14 protein-coding genes and 1 riboswitch are annotated in these 15,492 nt (G+C 67.1%); of the genes, 6 read left to right on the top strand and 8 right to left on the bottom strand.

From position 1 onward, the window contains the following. Positions 1 to 59: 59 nt before the first annotated feature. From Q4I12_RS12850 to Q4I12_RS12840, 3 genes are all read right to left on the bottom strand, one after another. Complete coding sequence (locus Q4I12_RS12850; protein WP_302261849.1) at positions 60 to 743, bottom strand: epoxyqueuosine reductase QueH; 684 nt, start codon at positions 741 to 743, stop codon at positions 60 to 62. Beyond that, positions 716 to 3,172 (bottom strand): Rne/Rng family ribonuclease, encoded by a 2,457-nt coding sequence (locus Q4I12_RS12845; protein ID WP_302261848.1) that lies wholly within the window; start codon positions 3,170 to 3,172, stop codon positions 716 to 718. Before Q4I12_RS12845 ends, Q4I12_RS12850 begins: the two co-directional genes overlap by 28 nt. 296 nt (positions 3,173 to 3,468) lie before the next feature. Then, complete coding sequence (locus tag Q4I12_RS12840) at positions 3,469 to 4,161, bottom strand: metallophosphoesterase (RefSeq protein ID WP_168936476.1); 693 nt, start codon at positions 4,159 to 4,161, stop codon at positions 3,469 to 3,471. Positions 4,162 to 4,232: 71 nt separating this feature from the next. Here Q4I12_RS12840 and Q4I12_RS12835 point away from each other — a divergent pair, with 71 nt between their 5' ends. The 6 genes from Q4I12_RS12835 to cobI all read left to right on the top strand — a co-directional run bounded on the left by Q4I12_RS12835 (position 4,233) and on the right by cobI (position 10,324). Beyond that, positions 4,233 to 4,850 (top strand): 5-formyltetrahydrofolate cyclo-ligase, encoded by a 618-nt coding sequence (locus Q4I12_RS12835; RefSeq protein WP_302261846.1) that lies wholly within the window; start codon positions 4,233 to 4,235, stop codon positions 4,848 to 4,850. Further along, entirely contained in the window at positions 4,841 to 5,587 is a 747-nt protein-coding gene (locus tag Q4I12_RS12830; protein ID WP_168936478.1) for a purine nucleoside phosphorylase YfiH/LACC1 family protein, read from the top strand. Before Q4I12_RS12835 ends, Q4I12_RS12830 begins: the two co-directional genes overlap by 10 nt. A gap of 434 nt (positions 5,588 to 6,021) precedes the next feature. Then, positions 6,022 to 6,200: riboswitch (cobalamin riboswitch) on the top strand. A gap of 131 nt (positions 6,201 to 6,331) precedes the next feature. Next, on the top strand, positions 6,332 to 7,399 hold the full coding sequence (locus Q4I12_RS12825) for a FecCD family ABC transporter permease (RefSeq protein WP_302261844.1): 1,068 nt from the start codon (positions 6,332 to 6,334) through the stop codon (positions 7,397 to 7,399). Then, positions 7,399 to 8,208: an ABC transporter ATP-binding protein gene (locus Q4I12_RS12820; RefSeq protein WP_302261842.1), complete on the top strand. Its 810-nt coding sequence runs from the start codon at positions 7,399 to 7,401 to the stop codon at positions 8,206 to 8,208. The genes Q4I12_RS12825 and Q4I12_RS12820 overlap by 1 nt, the downstream gene beginning before the upstream one ends. Then, on the top strand, positions 8,198 to 9,139 hold the full coding sequence (locus Q4I12_RS12815; RefSeq protein WP_302261840.1) for an ABC transporter substrate-binding protein: 942 nt from the start codon (positions 8,198 to 8,200) through the stop codon (positions 9,137 to 9,139). Before Q4I12_RS12820 ends, Q4I12_RS12815 begins: the two co-directional genes overlap by 11 nt. Before the next feature lie 477 nt (positions 9,140 to 9,616). Beyond that, the gene (gene cobI / locus Q4I12_RS12810; RefSeq protein ID WP_168934824.1) at positions 9,617 to 10,324 is read left to right on the top strand and encodes a precorrin-2 C(20)-methyltransferase; all 708 of its coding nucleotides are present in this window, start codon (positions 9,617 to 9,619) and stop codon (positions 10,322 to 10,324) included. 250 nt (positions 10,325 to 10,574) lie between these two features. On the opposite strand, the gene hypE is transcribed toward cobI, so the two are convergent. The 5 genes from hypE to Q4I12_RS12785 all read right to left on the bottom strand — a co-directional run bounded on the left by hypE (position 10,575) and on the right by Q4I12_RS12785 (position 15,481). Next, complete coding sequence (hypE, locus tag Q4I12_RS12805) at positions 10,575 to 11,582, bottom strand: hydrogenase expression/formation protein HypE (protein ID WP_302261839.1); 1,008 nt, start codon at positions 11,580 to 11,582, stop codon at positions 10,575 to 10,577. A 164-nt stretch (positions 11,583 to 11,746) separates the two neighbouring features. Then, on the bottom strand, positions 11,747 to 12,838 hold the full coding sequence (hypD, locus tag Q4I12_RS12800; RefSeq protein ID WP_278882344.1) for a hydrogenase formation protein HypD: 1,092 nt from the start codon (positions 12,836 to 12,838) through the stop codon (positions 11,747 to 11,749). 12 nt (positions 12,839 to 12,850) lie between these two features. After that, complete coding sequence (argC, locus tag Q4I12_RS12795) at positions 12,851 to 13,903, bottom strand: N-acetyl-gamma-glutamyl-phosphate reductase (protein ID WP_302261835.1); 1,053 nt, start codon at positions 13,901 to 13,903, stop codon at positions 12,851 to 12,853. 11 nt (positions 13,904 to 13,914) lie between these two features. After that, the gene (locus tag Q4I12_RS12790) at positions 13,915 to 14,211 is read right to left on the bottom strand and encodes a DUF1844 domain-containing protein (protein WP_204625325.1); all 297 of its coding nucleotides are present in this window, start codon (positions 14,209 to 14,211) and stop codon (positions 13,915 to 13,917) included. A gap of 82 nt (positions 14,212 to 14,293) precedes the next feature. After that, positions 14,294 to 15,481 (bottom strand): pyridoxal-phosphate-dependent aminotransferase family protein, encoded by a 1,188-nt coding sequence (locus Q4I12_RS12785; protein ID WP_302261833.1) that lies wholly within the window; start codon positions 15,479 to 15,481, stop codon positions 14,294 to 14,296. Positions 15,482 to 15,492: the final 11 nt, after the last annotated feature.

Genomic DNA, 15,492 nt, shown 5'->3' with positions numbered 1-15,492 from the left:
AGCAACGAAAGTCTTTCTACGGAAAACAGGTCCGTTCGTCAAGCGGAAAAATCATTTTTTCAGGATTTTTTTATCAGGCGCTGCAACTTTTTGTCATAACGCTCGGCTTCGCTGTACACACAGCCGCAATAAGGCTGGCGATATACGCCCCATTCCTTGGAAAGATCGATGCCTGCCTGCCAGTCGGTGCGGAAATCGCGGTAGACGAAGCGGGGGCCTTCGCTCAGGGGAGCGTCTTCCGCCGCTGCGGCATGTTCTCCGGCGGCCCGGATGACGTCGTGCGGCTGGTAGCGGGAGTAGAGCAGGCTGCTGCTCACATGGGCATAGCCGTTGGCGCGGGCATAGGCCACGGCGGCCTGCATGCGGCTGCTGCAACACCAGGCGCAGCGCTGCGGGGGCAGGTCACGTCCGGCCACGGAGCGCAGCCAGGCCACCAGATCCCAGGTATCGTCCTGACAGATAAGCTCGATGCCCAGACGGGCGGCGCATTCCTCGGCGGCCTCGCGGCGGCGCAGGTATTCCATCAGGGGCTGGATGTTGGGGTTCATGTACCAGGCCGTGACCGTGAAGCCCTCGTCCTGCAGGCGCTTGACCGGCATGATGGAGCAGGGACCGCAGCAGATGTGCAGCAGCAGGCTGCGCTCGCCTTTGACGGGCTTAAAAACAGGGGCCTGCCCCGAAGGGCAGGCCGCGGAAGTTTCGACAGGGGCGTCCGTTACGGACGGATACTGATTTCCAGACATTTGCCAAAATCCTGTTCCATGTCGCGCAGGCTGTCGCGCTTGTGGTTGAGCAGATAAAGGCCCAGTTCCCGCGTGGTCTCGAAGACGTACTTGTCGCCGCCGTGGGTCCGCAGGGCACGGCGCATCTCGCGCAGGGCCTGCAGGGCCTGCCATTCAAGGTTGCGCCGCTGGCCCGTGCCGCCGCAGAAGGGGCAGGGCTCCATGGTGATGGAAAGGGCCGAGGAGCCCGTACGCTGGCGCACCAGTTCCAGCAGGCCGAAGGAGCTCATGCGGCCCACGTCGTGACGGGCGCGGTCGTTCTTCATGGCCGTGCGCAGGGTCTTTTCCACTTCCAGCACGTGTTTCTTGTCACGCATCTCGATGAAGTCGATGACCACCTGGCCGCCGATGTCGCGCAGCTTGAGCTGGCGGGCGATGGCTTCGGCGGCTTCCATATTGGTGCGGTGGGCCATGGACTCGAAATTGACCTTGCCGGAGATCTTGCCGGAGTTGATGTCCACGGCCATGAGGGCCTCGGTCTGGTCAAAGACCAGGCGGCCGCCCGAAGGCAGGGTGACCTCGCGGGAATAGATCTGGTCCAGCTGGCGGCGCAGGCTGAAGCGCTCCCACAGGGGCATGCGCACGTCGGTATGCAGGCGCACCAGCTCCTTCTTGCGGGGGAAGAGCAGGGAGACGGTCTCGCGGATGCTGTCGGCCACTTCCTCGTTGTCCACCCAGATCTCGCAGACATCGTCGGTCAGGTAGTCGCGCACGGCCCGCTGGGGCAGGCCCGGCTCCTGATAGATGAGGGCCGGCGCCGAAACTTCGGTGGCCTTCTTGCGGATGTCCTTCCAGACGCGCTTGAGGTACTGGAGGTCGTTCTTGAGCGTGGTCTTGGTGGTGCCGGCGCTCACGGTGCGCACGATGACGCCCAGACCCTGGCCGGGGTCGATGCCGTTCATCATCTCGCGCAGGCGGGTGCGTTCTTCATCGCTGTCCACCTTGCGGGAAACGCCGATCTGCTCCTGACCGGGGGTCAGCACCAGGAAGCGGCCCGCCAGCGACAGCCAGGTGGTGAGGAAGGCGCCCTTGTTGCCGGTGGGTTCCTTGACCACCTGCACCAGCACTTCCTGGCCGGGCTTGAGCACTTTCTGGATGGGCGGGAATTTTTTGCCCTTGCTGGGCTCGTGATGGGTCAGCCAGTATTCGGGGTGGATCTCGTCGATCTGGAGGAAGCCGTTCTTGCCCGCGCCGTAGCTCACGAAGGCAGCCTGCAGGTTGGTGTCGATATTGTGGATGACACCCTTGTAGATATTGCCCTTGAGTTTGCGCTGGTGGAACATGTCCAGGTAGTATTCCTGCAGACGGCCTTCCTCGGCGATGGCCACTTCCACCTGCTCGCCGGGCAGCACGCTGATGAACATGCGCCGCTTGCCCGCGGCCACCTTGGCCTTGACCGCGGCCGCACGCACGCTGCCCTTCTTGGGGGCTTCGCTGTCCTCGCCACGGCGGCGGGGACGGGCAGGGGCGTTTTCCAGACTTTCCACATCACCGGTGGCCGCCTGCCACAGTTCCTCGTCACTGAGATCGTCCGGCAGGTCGGCAGGGGCGGCCGTTTCGGCGCTCTCCTCGGTATCCTTGTCGGCGGGTTCGGCACTTTCCGCCTGGGCCTCACGGTTCTTGCGGTTGCGCCCGCGTCCGCCGCGACGGCCGCGACGGCTCTTGCGGCGGGGCTGTTCCTCGCCGTCTTCCTGGCTGCCGGTATCGGCAGCGGCCGTTTCGCTGCTCTCAACAGCCGCAGCGGTCGCCGCTTCTTCGCTATCCGGGGCGGCCTTGGCAGCAGGCGCCGCAGGCGTCTCGGCAGCGGGGGCTTCAACCGTCACGGCAGCAGGCTGATCGTCAGAGGGACGGGCCGCAGGCGTTTCGGTGGTCTGGTCGCCGCTTTCGGCAGGGGCAGCTTCGGCCGGCTGGCTCGCAGCTTCGGGAGATTTTTTGCGGGGGGTACGCTGGCGGCGCTGGGCACCGGGCGAACGGCGGGTCCCGCGACGGGGCGCGGCGTGCTGTTCGCCGTCGGTATCGGCAAAGGCTTCGGCAGCTTCGGGGGCTGCGGTCTGGGCGGGCGCCTCTTCAGCGGATGCAGCGGCGGGCGCGGCCTCGGAAGCCGTATTTTCGGCGGCAGGGGCCGTGGTCTTGCGGCGGCTGCTCCGGCGGGCAGGCTTGCGGGGCGCGGTGGCTGCCGCGTCGGTGGCCTGGGCATCGCCGTTGTCCGCAGCGGCCTGGGCGGCATCGGTGGCCGGGGAGGCCGTCAGCGTGGCCGTTTCTTCCGCGGCAGGGGCGGTCTTGGCGCGCGAACTGCGGCGGGTGGTACGGCGTTTGGGGGTGGGGGTTGCTTCAGCGACATCAGAGGAAGCGGCCGCGTCAGACACGGCCGGCGTATTTTCCTGCGTCATAAATATCCTTTTGGACCGCCAAAGGCGGCGAAATTTGTCAGCCGTTATCCCGACTGAGGGAACAGGCCGGACATCCGGCAAACACCGGATGGCGTGTCCGTGAGCGGGCACGGGCCTGGGGATGCCCGGAAAGGGCAGGGCACGGGGGATGGCAGGAGAAAACGCCCGTCACGGGACGGCGTTTTCCAGGCGGCCGGAACAGCCGCCGGAGGGGCAACGTCAGAGAGCGCGGCACCGGGCCGCGCCATGACGGGCGGGATCAGACTGTCTGTCCCCCGCGGAAGCGCTGGGCTTCGCTAATCACAATTTTCAAGGACGCGCAGCTCCACGGACAGCTTGCCGCCGCTGGAGCGCAGCAGCACATAGCCGCCCTGGGCCAGAGCGCCCGGATTCACCACGATGGTGCGGCCCACCCTGTCCACGGCGCGCGCTTCGTGGATATGTCCGCACAGGCAGACATCGGGTTGGGCTTCTTCAAGGAATTCGCGCACGGCAGTAGAGCCCACGTGAATATTGCCCGGGATGACGTCACAGGCGCTGTCCTTGGGCGGATTGTGCGAAACCAGCACGGTGTGGGGGTACTTGCGGGCCTTCTGCCAGCTGTTCTCAAGCCAGCCGGCGAAGGTGGATTCAGGAAACTCGCTGGGCGTCCCGAAAGGCGTGAACGTAGAGGCCCCGATGCCGAAGATGGCCGTATCGGGCGTGAGCTCGTGCACCTGCGTGTGCAGGTTGCAGCCCAGGCCGCTCAGCCATTCGTCCACTTCGGGCCGGTCCATGTTGCCGATCTGGGCCCAGATGCGGGGATTGTGCGCCCGCAGAACGTCCATGACCATTTCGGCCTGCTTGACGCCGCCTGTGATGGTCAGGTCGCCGGTGACGATGATGCCGTCTGCCTGCGCCAGCTCGGGGATACGGGCAAACAGCCCGGGCTCGTCGTGAATGTCCCCAACGGCAATCCAGAGATGATCCTGTTCGTTGACGCTTGGCATGGCGGTGTTTCCTTTGTTATAAAGTCACTCCGCGAACTATGGCACATTTTAGCAAGGATGGAAAGACCTCCATGTCCCTTTTCCCCGATGAGCAGAAGAAGGAATTGCGCGCCCGCATGCGTGGGCTGCGGCGCGGTCAGGACCCCGACCTGGCACGGCAGCGGGCCCGTGCGGCCCAGCAGGCCCTGCTGGACTGGGACGTCTGGCAGCAGGCCGCCCGCGTGGCCCTGTACGTGGCCCTGCCGGAAGAAGTGCATACCGGCTACCTGCTGGCCGATGCCTGGCAGCGCCGTGTGCGGGTCTATCTGCCCCGGGTGCGCCTGGAGCGCGGGCTCATGGACTTCGTGCCCTGTTCCCGGGTGGGCGACATGGCCGCCGGGCCCTACAAGATGCTGGAGCCCCATGCCGGTCTGCTGGGCATGGCGCCCCCGGTGCTGGCCCATCCCGATTTTTGTCCCGACGTGCTCATCCTGCCCGGTGTGGCCTTTGACCGCGCGGGCAACCGCCTGGGCTTCGGCGGCGGCTACTATGACCGTTTCCTGGCGGCCTTCGGTGCCCGGGGCAGCGGTCGGCGGCCCCTGCTGGTGGGCCTGTGCTATGCTTTCCAGGTGGTGGACGCGCTGCCTTCCCAGGACTGGGACCGGCCCGTGGACTGCCTGTGTACTGAAGAAGGACTCGTATGCCTGTAAGTTTCATCCCCTTTGTGTTCCCCGGCGTGGACAATGTGCGCTGCGCCTTCCAGACCCGCTGGCAGGAGGCCGGAGACGGCCCGTACGCCGGTGGCAACATCTCTCTCGCCACGGCCGATGACCGGCAGAGCGTCATCGGCAACCGCCGCGAACTGCGGGCGGCCCTGGGCCTCCGGCGCATGGCCGAACTCAATCAGGTGCACGGCGATGCCATGATCTTCGAGCCCGATGCCGTGGAGCCCGACGCCGTGCCCCGCTGCGATGCCGATGGCATGGCCACAGCTCAGGCCGGGCTTGGGCTGGTCATCAAGACCGCCGATTGCCAGCCCATCCTGCTGGCCCACAAGAGCGGCCGTTTCGTGGCCGGTATCCATGCGGGCTGGCGCGGCAACCGTTGTGACTTCCCCGGTTCCGGGGTGCGCCGCTTCTGCGAGCACTACGGCGTGGAACCGCGCGAACTTCTGGCCGTGCGCGGCCCGAGCCTGGGCCCGGCCCGGGCGGAGTTCATCAACTTCGAAAGCGAGTGGAGCGACGAGTTCCGCCCCTGGTTCGACGCCCAAAGCCGCACCATGGATCTGTGGGGCCTGACCCGCTGGCAGCTGGAGCAGGCCGGGCTGCTGCCGCGCAACATCTACGGCATCGATTTGTGCACGGCCAGCTGCAACCGCCAGTTCTTCTCGTACCGCTGCGTGAAGGCTTCCGGCCGTCAGGCCAGCGTCATCTGGCGTCTGGACTAGCAGGCCGGAGAGCTTGCTTGTGATGAGGGGGGAAGGGCATGGTCTTTTCGTGCCGTCTTTGTTCTCCGGCATGAGAGCCGTCGGGGAGAGCACACTGCCCCTGCGAGACTGTAGCGCGAGATGGCAAGGGCAGCCTTTGGGCTGTCTTTTTTGTGTGCCGGGGACGACGGGCGCCCACAGTCCCGGTTGCCGTGATGCTGCGTGTTGAGGAAAAGACTTTTTTAGCGCGGGGAGCCGCTGCGGCACGGGATTGGGCCACAGCCCGCCAGGCAAGACCACCGTCCGCGCTGTACTGCCGGGTATCGTCCCGGCCCTGCGGGAAGCGCCTGTCGCGAAGCTGAGGACATCGGCAGCAGCCACAAACGGTCTTTACCAGGTCTGTCTGTCACATCTCCCTCTTTCCGTCACACGTTGACAAGCCGCAGCTCCCTGCCTAGAGTAGCGCGTCCATGGTCGCCGGAACCTGCCGGCGTCAAAAGGGAATCCCGTGAGAATCGGGAGCGGACCCGCCGCCGTAAGGCCCGCATACCAGCTTCCTTCATGTGCCACTGGCAACGGGAAGGCCGGAAGCCGGGGGCCGAGCCGGAATACCTGCCGTGGACCGTGGCCGCTGGCCGCGACCGGTATCGGCACGGGTCTTGCCGAGGGGAGCAAGGGAATACGGGCCTCTTCCATTGGTGGAAGGGGCTTTTTTTGTTTCCGGGCCAGTGTGCCCGGCCACTGATGGCCATGACAGGACGGATCATGCCGGAGAACACCCCCCCTGCCAAGGATGCCCGGAGCGCGCGCCGCTGGTGCTGCTGCGTGCTGCTGGCCGTCCTCTGGTGTGCTTCGTTGCCGCTGGCCTGTCTGCCCGGGCCCGTGCCTGTGGCTGTGGCCGATGTCTGGCAGGCGCTGGGGGCCGTGGTGGGTCTGTGCCCCCCGGCGGACGGCAGCGTGCAGCTGGTGGTGGGACAGATCCGTCTGGCCCGCGTGCTGCTGGGCCTGCTGTGCGGCGGTGCGCTGGCCGTGGCCGGTGTGGCCCTGCAGGGCGTGCTGCGCAATCCGCTGGCGGACCCCTTCACCCTGGGCATCTCCGCCGGAGCTGCCTGCGGCGCCAGCATGGCCATCGCACTGGGCGGTAGCCTGGGCATCTGGGCCGGAGGTCTTGCCGTGGGCCTTTCCGCTGCGGCCACGGTCTCCCTGGCGGCCCTGCTGGGCTCTCTGCTGGCCCTGGGCGGCGCGCTCTGGCTGGGCAGCGGGCAGGGGAGCTTTAGGCGCGAGACCGTCATCCTGGCCGGTATCGCCGTAGCGGCCTTTCTGGGCGCCGTGGTGGCCCTGGTCAAAGCCCTTAACGAAGAATCCGTCACCAGCATCATTTTCTGGATCATGGGCAGCCTGCAAGGCCGCGGCTGGGACAGCGTTCCGCTCCTGCTGGCCACCTTGCTGCCGGGGCTGCTGGTGGTGTTGCCGGGCTGGCGCAAGCTGGACATGCTGGCCCTTGGCGATGAACAGGCCGCGCATCTGGGCCTTGCCGTGGGCCGCACACGCTTCTGGCTGCTGGCCGGCGCCAGCTGCATGACGGCCGGTTGCGTGGCCGTGGCCGGGGTCATCGGCTTCGTGGGCCTGGTGGTGCCGCATGTCCTGCGCATGCTGCTGGGCAGCGCGCATGGCCCTTTGCTGTACGGTGCGTTCCTGGGCGGCGGCATCCTGCTGGTCTGGGCGGACGTGCTGGCCCGCTGTGTGCTTTCCGGCGGGCAGGAGTTGCCCGTGGGCGTGGTGACGGCCCTGCTGGGCGGTCCCTTTTTCGCTTTTCTGGTGCGGAGGCGCTGATGCTGCGGGCAGAAGGCATCCGGGCGGCCTACGGCACGGACGAGATATTGCACGGTGTGGACATCGACCTCCATCCCGGTGAGGCCGTGGCCCTGCTGGGGCCCAACGGCAGCGGCAAGACCACGCTGCTGCGGGTGCTGGCGGGCAGCCTGACGCCGACGGCGGGCATGGTGCAGGTACAAGGCGCGGACATCCGCCGTCTTTCCCCCCGGGAGCGGGCCCGCCGGGTGGCCGTACTTTCCCAGCGCAGTGCCGCGCCGCAGGGCATGACAGCCCTGCAGATGGTCCTGCTGGGCCGCTATCCCTGGCTGGGCTGGTGGGGCAGCTACAGCGCCGAAGACCGGCGTATCGCCCACGAGGCCCTGGAGGAGACCGGTGCCTTGCCGCTGGCCGGGCGGCAGGTGAGCGAGCTTTCCGGCGGTGAATTGCAGCGTGTGGCCCTGGCCCGGACGCTGGCCCAGCAAAGCCCCGTGCTGCTGCTGGACGAGCTGGCCGCCGGTCTGGATCTGGCCCGGATGCTGGAACTTTTCGACCTCTTGGAGCGCCGTCGCCGGGCAGGTGCCGCGCTGCTCTTGGTGATGCATGACTGCAATCTGGCGGCCCAGTATGCCACCCGCCTGCTGGGCCTGCGCGAGGGCCGTGTGTTGTTCGACGGCCCGGTGCGCCGCTGCTTCACGGCGGAGAACCTGCGCGCTCTCTATGCCGTGGACTTGCATATCGTCCCGCATCCCCGCAACGGCTTGCCCCAGGCTCTGCCCCTGCGGCCTCGTGGCCCTGAATACCGGGAGGACTCTCCGCATGAAGCCTGATTTTTGTCGTCCGCGGCAGCGCATTGCCGCTTGGGGCTTTCGTCCTGGCCTGTGGCTGGGGCTCTGCCTCTGCCTGTTCTGCTGCTCCGTACTGCCTGCCCGGGCACTGGAGCTGGTGGACAGCCGGGGCGTGACCGTGCGCCTGGAACGGCCCGCACAGCGGATCATCGCCCTGTACGGCGCGTTCAACGAGATATTGCTGGCGCTGGATGCCCGCGAGACCCTCGTGGCCCGCACGGCGGCCGATGCGGCCATCCCCGGCCTGCAAGACCTGCCTGCCGTGGGTACGCACATGCGCCCCAATGCGGAGCTGGTGGCGGCCCGGCAGCCTGATGTGGTGCTGCAACTGGCCGGACGGCAGGAAGTGCTGACCCAGACCGAGGCCCTGGAAGCCGTGGGCATCCCGGTGCTGGTCTACGAGATGCAGTCCTTTGAACAGCTTTTTGCCGTGACCCGCGCTCTGGGGCGGCTCACCGGACGCGAGACGCGCGCCGAAGCCCTGGTGGCGGACTGGCAGCGGCGTCTGGCGGTCCTGGAGCAGCGCTATGCGGGGCAGCCGCCTGTGCGCGTGTTCTATGAGGTGCGCTATCCCAACCTGCTGGCTGCCGGACGCGCCAGCATCGTGGATGAGATCATCCGCCATGCCGGTGGCCGCAATGTGCTGGACGCGCCGCAAAAGCTGGTGCGTTGCAACGAAGAGATGCTGGTGGCGCTGGACCCGGAAGCCTACATCCTGCAACAGGGGCCCATGAACCCCGCGCCGCAGGCTCCGGCGGAGCGTCCGCATTACCGGAGCCTCAGTGCCGTGCGCTCAGGGCGCGTGCTGCTGGTGGACGAGCATCTGTTCGCCCGTCCCGGTCCCCGTTCCGTGGAGGCCGCCGAACGGCTGGCCCGCTGGCTGCATGGCGAGGAGCAGGGCAGCGGGGAGTGAGCCGGGTATTTTGTTGAGGGGGGAAGGCCCCTTTGGCCAGAGCTCAAAGGGGCCTTCCCCCCTCAAACTCCCCCCATCCTCCAAAAGCTCTTTCTTCTGGTCTGTGAAAGGCAACGGGGGTGCGCCGGGCGTTGCCGTGCCGTCGGTCTCCGGGAGGAGAGGGCAGGGGCTGATCGGGGCTGCGGTCTTCGGGAGAAGGGGATGAAGAGCGAGGTATCTCAGTCTCCGGGAAGAGGAGTTCAAGGCGGTAGCCTGCCGGAGCCGAACAACCGGATCCCGGGGAGAGAGCGGCCGGATTTTTGAGGGGCCGTATCACGGACAGGTATTTTTTTGCCGGACGGTATGCCGCCTCTGAAGGGATGAACGATGGAGGGTTGCCGTGCCCTCATGCAACGCTAGTCGGTAGTGTTTTCCCTGTGGAGAGATGAAGGAATCAGTCTGTAACCGGGCATGAGCCCGCAACGATACGAGATGACCATGACAGGAACCCTGTACGCTGTGGGCGTGGGCCCCGGCGCTCCCGATCTGCTGACCCTGCGTGCCGTGGAGGCCCTGCGCCGGGTGGACGTGATCCTGGCGGCGGCCTCGCCGCGCAACGACTATTCGCGGGCGCTGGAAACGGCCCGTCCCCATCTGCGTCCGGACGTGCGCCTGCAGCGGCTGGAATTCCCCATGACGCACGACAAGGCCACCTTGCGCGCGGCCTGGGAAAAGGCGGCGGGCATCACGCGCGACGTGCTGCGCGGCGGCGAGAACGCGGCCTTCCTGACCATCGGCGACCCGCTGGTCTACAGCACGTTCGGCTATCTGCTGAAAACGCTCCGGCAACTGGATGATTCGTTGCCGGTGGAGATCATACCGGGCATCACGTCGTTCCAGGCGGCGGCCGCGCGTACCCGCACCATTTTGTGCGAGAGCCACGAGACCCTGTGCATCATCCCCGGTATCCGTGACGAAGAGAGCCTGACCCAAACGCTGGAGCAGGCCGACTCCGCCGTCATCCTCAAGGCTTACCGCAACTTCCCGGCCATCGTGTCATCCTTGCGCCGTAGCGGGCGCCTTGAGAGCGGCCTTATGGCCAGCCATGTGGAGCAGCCCGAGGAGCGTCTGGCCCCCGTGACCACGGTGGCTGCCGAAGAGGGGACCCCGCCGTACATGTCCCTGATCTTGAGCCGTAAAAAATAACCTCTCCCAGCCCCATGCACACGAAAAAAGGACGCCCTCCGGCGTCCTTTTTTCGTCATCTGTCCCCAACGACCATACGGCCTTCAGCCGGAGACCTCTCCTAGTACGGGAACGAAGTCCCTTCCCGCCGGTCAGCGACGGGGACCGGCCATCCGGACCGGAGCAAAGTTTTTTGGAAGGGAGGGGGCGCGGGGGAGGGAAACCTTTTGTCCACAAAAGGTTTCCCTCCCCCGCATCCTGCCTTTCTCTTCTAACAGATGCGCGGCAGCTGGGCGCCTTCGAGCATGCCCAGCAGGCGCTGGCCGCCGATGCGGGTACGCAGGCGCACCTGGCCGGGCTTGCCGTCCCCGGCCACGCGGCCGATGATGGCGGCTTCCTTGCCGTAGGGGCTGGCCTGCATGGCGCGCAGGGCGGCTTCGGCCCTGTCCTGGGGCAGGATGCAGATGCACTTGCCCTCATTGGCCAGATAGAGCGGATCGAGACCGAGGAAGGAACAGCCGTTGCGCACGCTCTCGTGCACGGGCAGCAGGCTTTCCTCGATGTCGATGCAGACGGAAGACTGTTCGGCGATCTCGTTGAGGGTGGTGGCCAGACCGCCGCGGGTGGGGTCGCGCAGGACGTGGACCTCGCCGCAGGCGGTGATGATGTCGGCGATCATGTGGTTGAGGGGCGCGGAGTCCGAGGCCACGTCGGTGAGGAAGGACAGGCCTTCGCGGCTGCCCATGACGGTGAGGCCGTGATCGCCCAGAGCGCCGCTGACCAGCACGGCGTCGCCGGGACGGGCGGCATGGCCGGAGGGCACGGGGGAGGCGAAGATCTCGCCCACGCCGGTGGTGTTGATGAAGATCTTGTCGCACATGCCGCGTGGCACAACCTTGGTGTCACCGGTGACGATGTGCACGCCGGCGGTCTGCGCGGCCGCGGCCATGTCGGCCACCACGCGGTCGAGGATGGAGAGCTCCAGACCTTCCTCGATGATGCAGGCGCAGCTCAGGTAGCGGGGCCGGGCGCCCAGCATGGCCACGTCGTTGACCGTGCCGTGCACGGCCAGGGTGCCGATGCTGCCCCCGGCGAAAAAGAGGGGCGTGACGGTGTAGGAGTCCGTGCTCATGGCCAGCGGGCCCTTGATGTCCAGCAGGGCGGCGTCGTCCATGCGGTCCAGCAGGGGGTTGGAGAAATGGCGCATGAAGCACTGGGAGATGAGCCGTTGCGAGGCGCGTCCGCCGCTGCCTGCATCCAGCAGAATGCGATCGTCCATGATGATCCCGGGAGTCTTGGGGTTACGGCCGGGCGTCGCTGCGGCGCGGGCCGGAAAAAACGGGGAAGGTGCCCCTTCCCCGTCTGTCCAGAGGCAGGATGCTGCGGCTGTCCATACCGACGCTCAGGATGTGCGCGGCATGGGCAGCCGGAGAGATCCCGCTCCTAAGCCATATACTTGAAGTAGGCCGCGCAGCTGCCTTCGGTGGAGACCATGCAGGGCCCCACGGGGCTGGCCGGGGTACAGGCCTTGCCGAACAGGGGGCATTGCGGCGGCGTGATGCGTCCCTTGAGCACCTGCCCGCAGCGGCAGCCCGGCAGGGGCGGCACGTCCGGCAGGGTGATGTCGAGGCGCTTCATGGCATCGAAGCGCTCATAGGCGGGCCGCAGGGCCAGGCCGCTGTTCGGGATGGGGCCCAGGCCGCGCCACAGGGCGTCGGACGGCATGAAGTAGGTCTCCAGCAGGGCGCGGGCGCGGGGATTGCCCTGGTCGCTGACGGCGCGCTGGTAGGCATTGACCACGGCCGGGGCGTCATCGCGGCGCTGTTCGGCCATGATGCAGAGGGCCTGCAGGATGTCCACGGGCTCGAAGCCGCCCACCACGGCGGGGACGCGGTATTCCGAGGCCAGGAAGCCGTAGGGCTCCAGGCCGAGGATGGTGGAGACGTGCCCCGGCAGCAAAAAGGCCTGGACACCGCAGCCGTCCTTGTCGTCCAGCAGGGCGCGCAGCACGGGCGGCACCAGCTTGTGCAGGGAAAGCACGCAGAAATTGTCCAGCTTGCGCTGCTCGGCCATCATGAGGGTGGCGGCCACGGTGGGTGCGGTGGTCTCGAAGCCGATGCCCAGGAAGACCACGGTGTCACCGGGGTTGGCGGCGGCGATGTTCAGGGCGTCCAGCGGCGAGTAGACGATCTCGATGCGGGCCCCCTGGGCCTGGGCGTGCTTGAGGCTGCGGCCGCCGGGGCCGGGCACGCGCAGCAGGTCGCCGAAGGTGGCGATGATGACGCCGTCACGACCGGCCAGATCGAGGAAGGCGGCCACTTCGGCGTCGTGGGTGACGCAGACGGGGCAGCCCGGCCCGGACAGGTGCGTGACTTCCTTGGGCAGCAGGGAACGCAGGCCGCTCTGGAAGATGGACACGGTGTGCGTGCCGCAGACTTCCATGAAGCGCAGCTCGCGGCCGTCCAGGGCCGTTTGCAGGCGGTCCAGCAGGGCGCGGCAGAGCGCGGGGTCCTGATAGGGAGAGCTCAGGGACATGGCAGGCCTCGGCTAGGGCAGCATGGGCGCGGCGTTGAGGCCGCAGTCCACGGGCAGGCCGCACATGAGGTTGGCATTGGCCAGGGCCTGGCCGGAGGCACCGCGGCAGAGGTTGTCGATGGCCGAGACCACGATGAGGCGGTTGGTACGCGGGTCCACCACCAGGCCGAGGTCGCAGAACATGCTGCCGCGCACGAAGCGGGTCTCGGGCAGCTTGCCCTTGGGCAGCACGCGGACCCAGGGGCTCTGGGCCCAGGTCTCGCAGTAGGCGGCGTGGACTTCGTCCAGGGTGGTGCCGGGCTTGCGCAGGGTGGTGTAGATGGTGGACAGGATGCCGCGCACCATGGGCACCAGATGCGGGTTGAAGGAGACGCGCACGTCGCAACCGGCGGCGCGGCTGTATTCCTGCTCGATCTCGGGGGTATGGCGGTGCTTGCCCAGACCGTAGGCGCGGAAGGTGTCGTAGACTTCGCAGAACAGGGAGGGTACCACGGGCTTGCGGCCCGCGCCGGAGGTGCCGGACTTGGAGTCGATGACGATGTTGTCCGGCGAGATCAGGCCATGCTTGAAGGCGGCGTACAGGCCCAGGATGCCCGACGAGGGATAGCAGCCGGGGTTGGCCACCAGGCGGGCCTTGGCGGTCTCGGCGGCGTAGAGCTCGGGCAGGCCGTAGACGGCCTCGGGCAGCAGCTCGCGGCGGGTGTGGGGCACATACCAGTCTTCATAGACATTGACGTCGCGCAGGCGGAAGTCGGCGGAAAGGTCGATGACACGGGTCCCGGCCTCCAGCAGTTCGCCGGCCATCTCCATGGCCTTGCCGTGGGGCACGGCCAGGAAGACCAGGTCGCAGCGGCGGGCGGCTTCCTTGGCATCGAAGATGCTGATGACCACGTCAGAACCGGGCAGGCCTTCGAGGAAGGGATAGAACTCGCCCAGGCGCAGGCCGGATTCGGTACGGGAACAGGCCATCTCCAGTTTCATGCGGGGGTGGCTGGCCAGCAGCCGGGCCAGTTCCATGCCGGTGTACCCGGTGACGCCCACAAGACCCACTTTGAATATCTTCATCTCCCTCTCCTTTATTTGCTGTCCGGGCCGCATTTGATGACGTATTTCATGCGCAATTCGTAAAGGATGCTCTCCAGCATCTTGCGCTCCTGTTCGTCCAGCCCCTTGGTGGTCTTTTCATGCAGCATCTCCAGCATGCTGATGCTGTGCCGGGCAAGTTCCGGCTGCTGGCCGGTCTGGCCGGTCTCGGGGTCGGCCACCTCGCCCAGATGCACGAGGGCGGCGGACGCCAGGGAAAGGACGAAGGTGGAGAAGGTCACTTCCGGCAGGGGGCCCTTGCCGCCGCAGCCGCATTGGTTCTGACTCATGCTGTTCTCCTGCTGATGCGCTCCGGGGGCCGTCCGGCAGCCCCGAAAGCGGTGCGGCCGCCGCAGCGGCCGCTGCTGTGATCTAGCGGACGGCGGGGCAGCTCACGGGCGTGCCGGGCGTCACTTCGAGGGCGGCACGGTACACGGCCAGGCCCTGTTCGAGGTAGTTGCGCGCGCCGATGTAGCCGCCGGCGTCCACGATGCTGCGTTCCAGGGCGTAGAGGCCCGCGGCCATGTCGGCCCAGTCCACCCAGCCCATGTGGCCGATGCGCACGATGCGGCCCTTGAGCTGGTCCTGTCCGCCGGCCATGTAGATGCCGTGCTTTTCGGCAGCCAGGCGCAGGACCTCATTGCCGTCCACGCCTTCGGGCAGCAGCACGCTGGTGATGCCCCAGGCGAAGTCATCGGGCGCCAGCAGTTCCAGGCCCATGGCCTTGACGGCGGCACGGGTGAACATGGTCAGGGCCCACTGCTTGCGGTAGACGGCATCCAGGCCGCCGGCCAGCAGCATCTTCAGGCTCACGTCCAGGCCCACGATGAGGTTCACGGGCGTGGTGAAACGGGTCTGGTTCTTGAGCACGTTGTCGCGTTCGCGGCACAGGTCGAAATAGAAGCAGCCGGTACCGGTCTTTTCGGCCTTGTCCCAGGCGCGGGCGGAAAGGGCCAGCAGGGCCAGGCCGGGGGGCAGCATCAGGCCTTTCTGGGAGCCGGTGACCAGGCAGTCCACTCCCCACTGGTCCATGGGGCAAGGAGAGAGGCTGACACCGGAGATGCCGTCCACCACGCAGAGCACGTTGCGGGTGCGGGTGATGGCCGCCACCTCACGCACGGGATGGAGCACGCCGGTGGAGGTCTCGGACATCTGGATCAGCACGCCGCGGATGTCGGGATCGGCGTCCAGGGCGGCGGCCACGTCCTCGGCCTTGACGGCCTGTCCCCAGGGGGCGGACAGCACGGTGCATTCCAGACCGCGGGAGCGGGCGATCTCCACCCAGCGCTCGCCGAACTTGCCGGCTTCGGCCACCAGCACTTTCTCGCCGGGGGCGAACAGGTTGTAGACGGCGGCGGTCATGGCGCCGCTGCCGGAGCAGGACAGGGGCAGGACGGGCTGCGTGGTGCCGAAAAGCTCGCGCAGGTGGCCCTGTACGCGCTGCATGATTTCCTTGAACTGGCCCTTGCGGTGGTGGATCATGTCCTGGGCCAGAGCAAGGCGGACTTCTTCGGGCAGGGGCGTGGGGCCGGGGGTCAGGAGGCGTTTTTTGTTGAGCATGATGCGTCCTT

This window comes from Desulfovibrio piger, assembly GCF_951793255.1.
Classification (GTDB): Bacteria; Desulfobacterota; Desulfovibrionia; order Desulfovibrionales; family Desulfovibrionaceae; genus Desulfovibrio.
Note: the sequence above shows the minus strand (reverse complement) of the source record. Positions and strands in the feature narration are given on the sequence as shown.

Coding starts and splice junctions, on each gene's coding strand:
- hypD (WP_278882344.1), bottom strand. CDS start 12,838: ATGTCCCTGAGCTCTCCCTATCAGGACCCCGCGCTCTGCCGCGCCCTG.
- cobI (WP_168934824.1), top strand. CDS start 9,617: ATGACAGGAACCCTGTACGCTGTGGGCGTGGGCCCCGGCGCTCCCGAT.
- Q4I12_RS12845 (WP_302261848.1), bottom strand. CDS start 3,172: ATGACGCAGGAAAATACGCCGGCCGTGTCTGACGCGGCCGCTTCCTCT.
- Q4I12_RS12840 (WP_168936476.1), bottom strand. CDS start 4,161: ATGCCAAGCGTCAACGAACAGGATCATCTCTGGATTGCCGTTGGGGAC.
- Q4I12_RS12825 (WP_302261844.1), top strand. CDS start 6,332: ATGCCGGAGAACACCCCCCCTGCCAAGGATGCCCGGAGCGCGCGCCGC.
- Q4I12_RS12820 (WP_302261842.1), top strand. CDS start 7,399: ATGCTGCGGGCAGAAGGCATCCGGGCGGCCTACGGCACGGACGAGATA.
- Q4I12_RS12835 (WP_302261846.1), top strand. CDS start 4,233: ATGTCCCTTTTCCCCGATGAGCAGAAGAAGGAATTGCGCGCCCGCATG.
- Q4I12_RS12850 (WP_302261849.1), bottom strand. CDS start 743: ATGTCTGGAAATCAGTATCCGTCCGTAACGGACGCCCCTGTCGAAACT.
- argC (WP_302261835.1), bottom strand. CDS start 13,903: ATGAAGATATTCAAAGTGGGTCTTGTGGGCGTCACCGGGTACACCGGC.
- Q4I12_RS12830 (WP_168936478.1), top strand. CDS start 4,841: ATGCCTGTAAGTTTCATCCCCTTTGTGTTCCCCGGCGTGGACAATGTG.
- Q4I12_RS12815 (WP_302261840.1), top strand. CDS start 8,198: ATGAAGCCTGATTTTTGTCGTCCGCGGCAGCGCATTGCCGCTTGGGGC.
- hypE (WP_302261839.1), bottom strand. CDS start 11,582: ATGGACGATCGCATTCTGCTGGATGCAGGCAGCGGCGGACGCGCCTCG.
- Q4I12_RS12790 (WP_204625325.1), bottom strand. CDS start 14,211: ATGAGTCAGAACCAATGCGGCTGCGGCGGCAAGGGCCCCCTGCCGGAA.
- Q4I12_RS12785 (WP_302261833.1), bottom strand. CDS start 15,481: ATGCTCAACAAAAAACGCCTCCTGACCCCCGGCCCCACGCCCCTGCCC.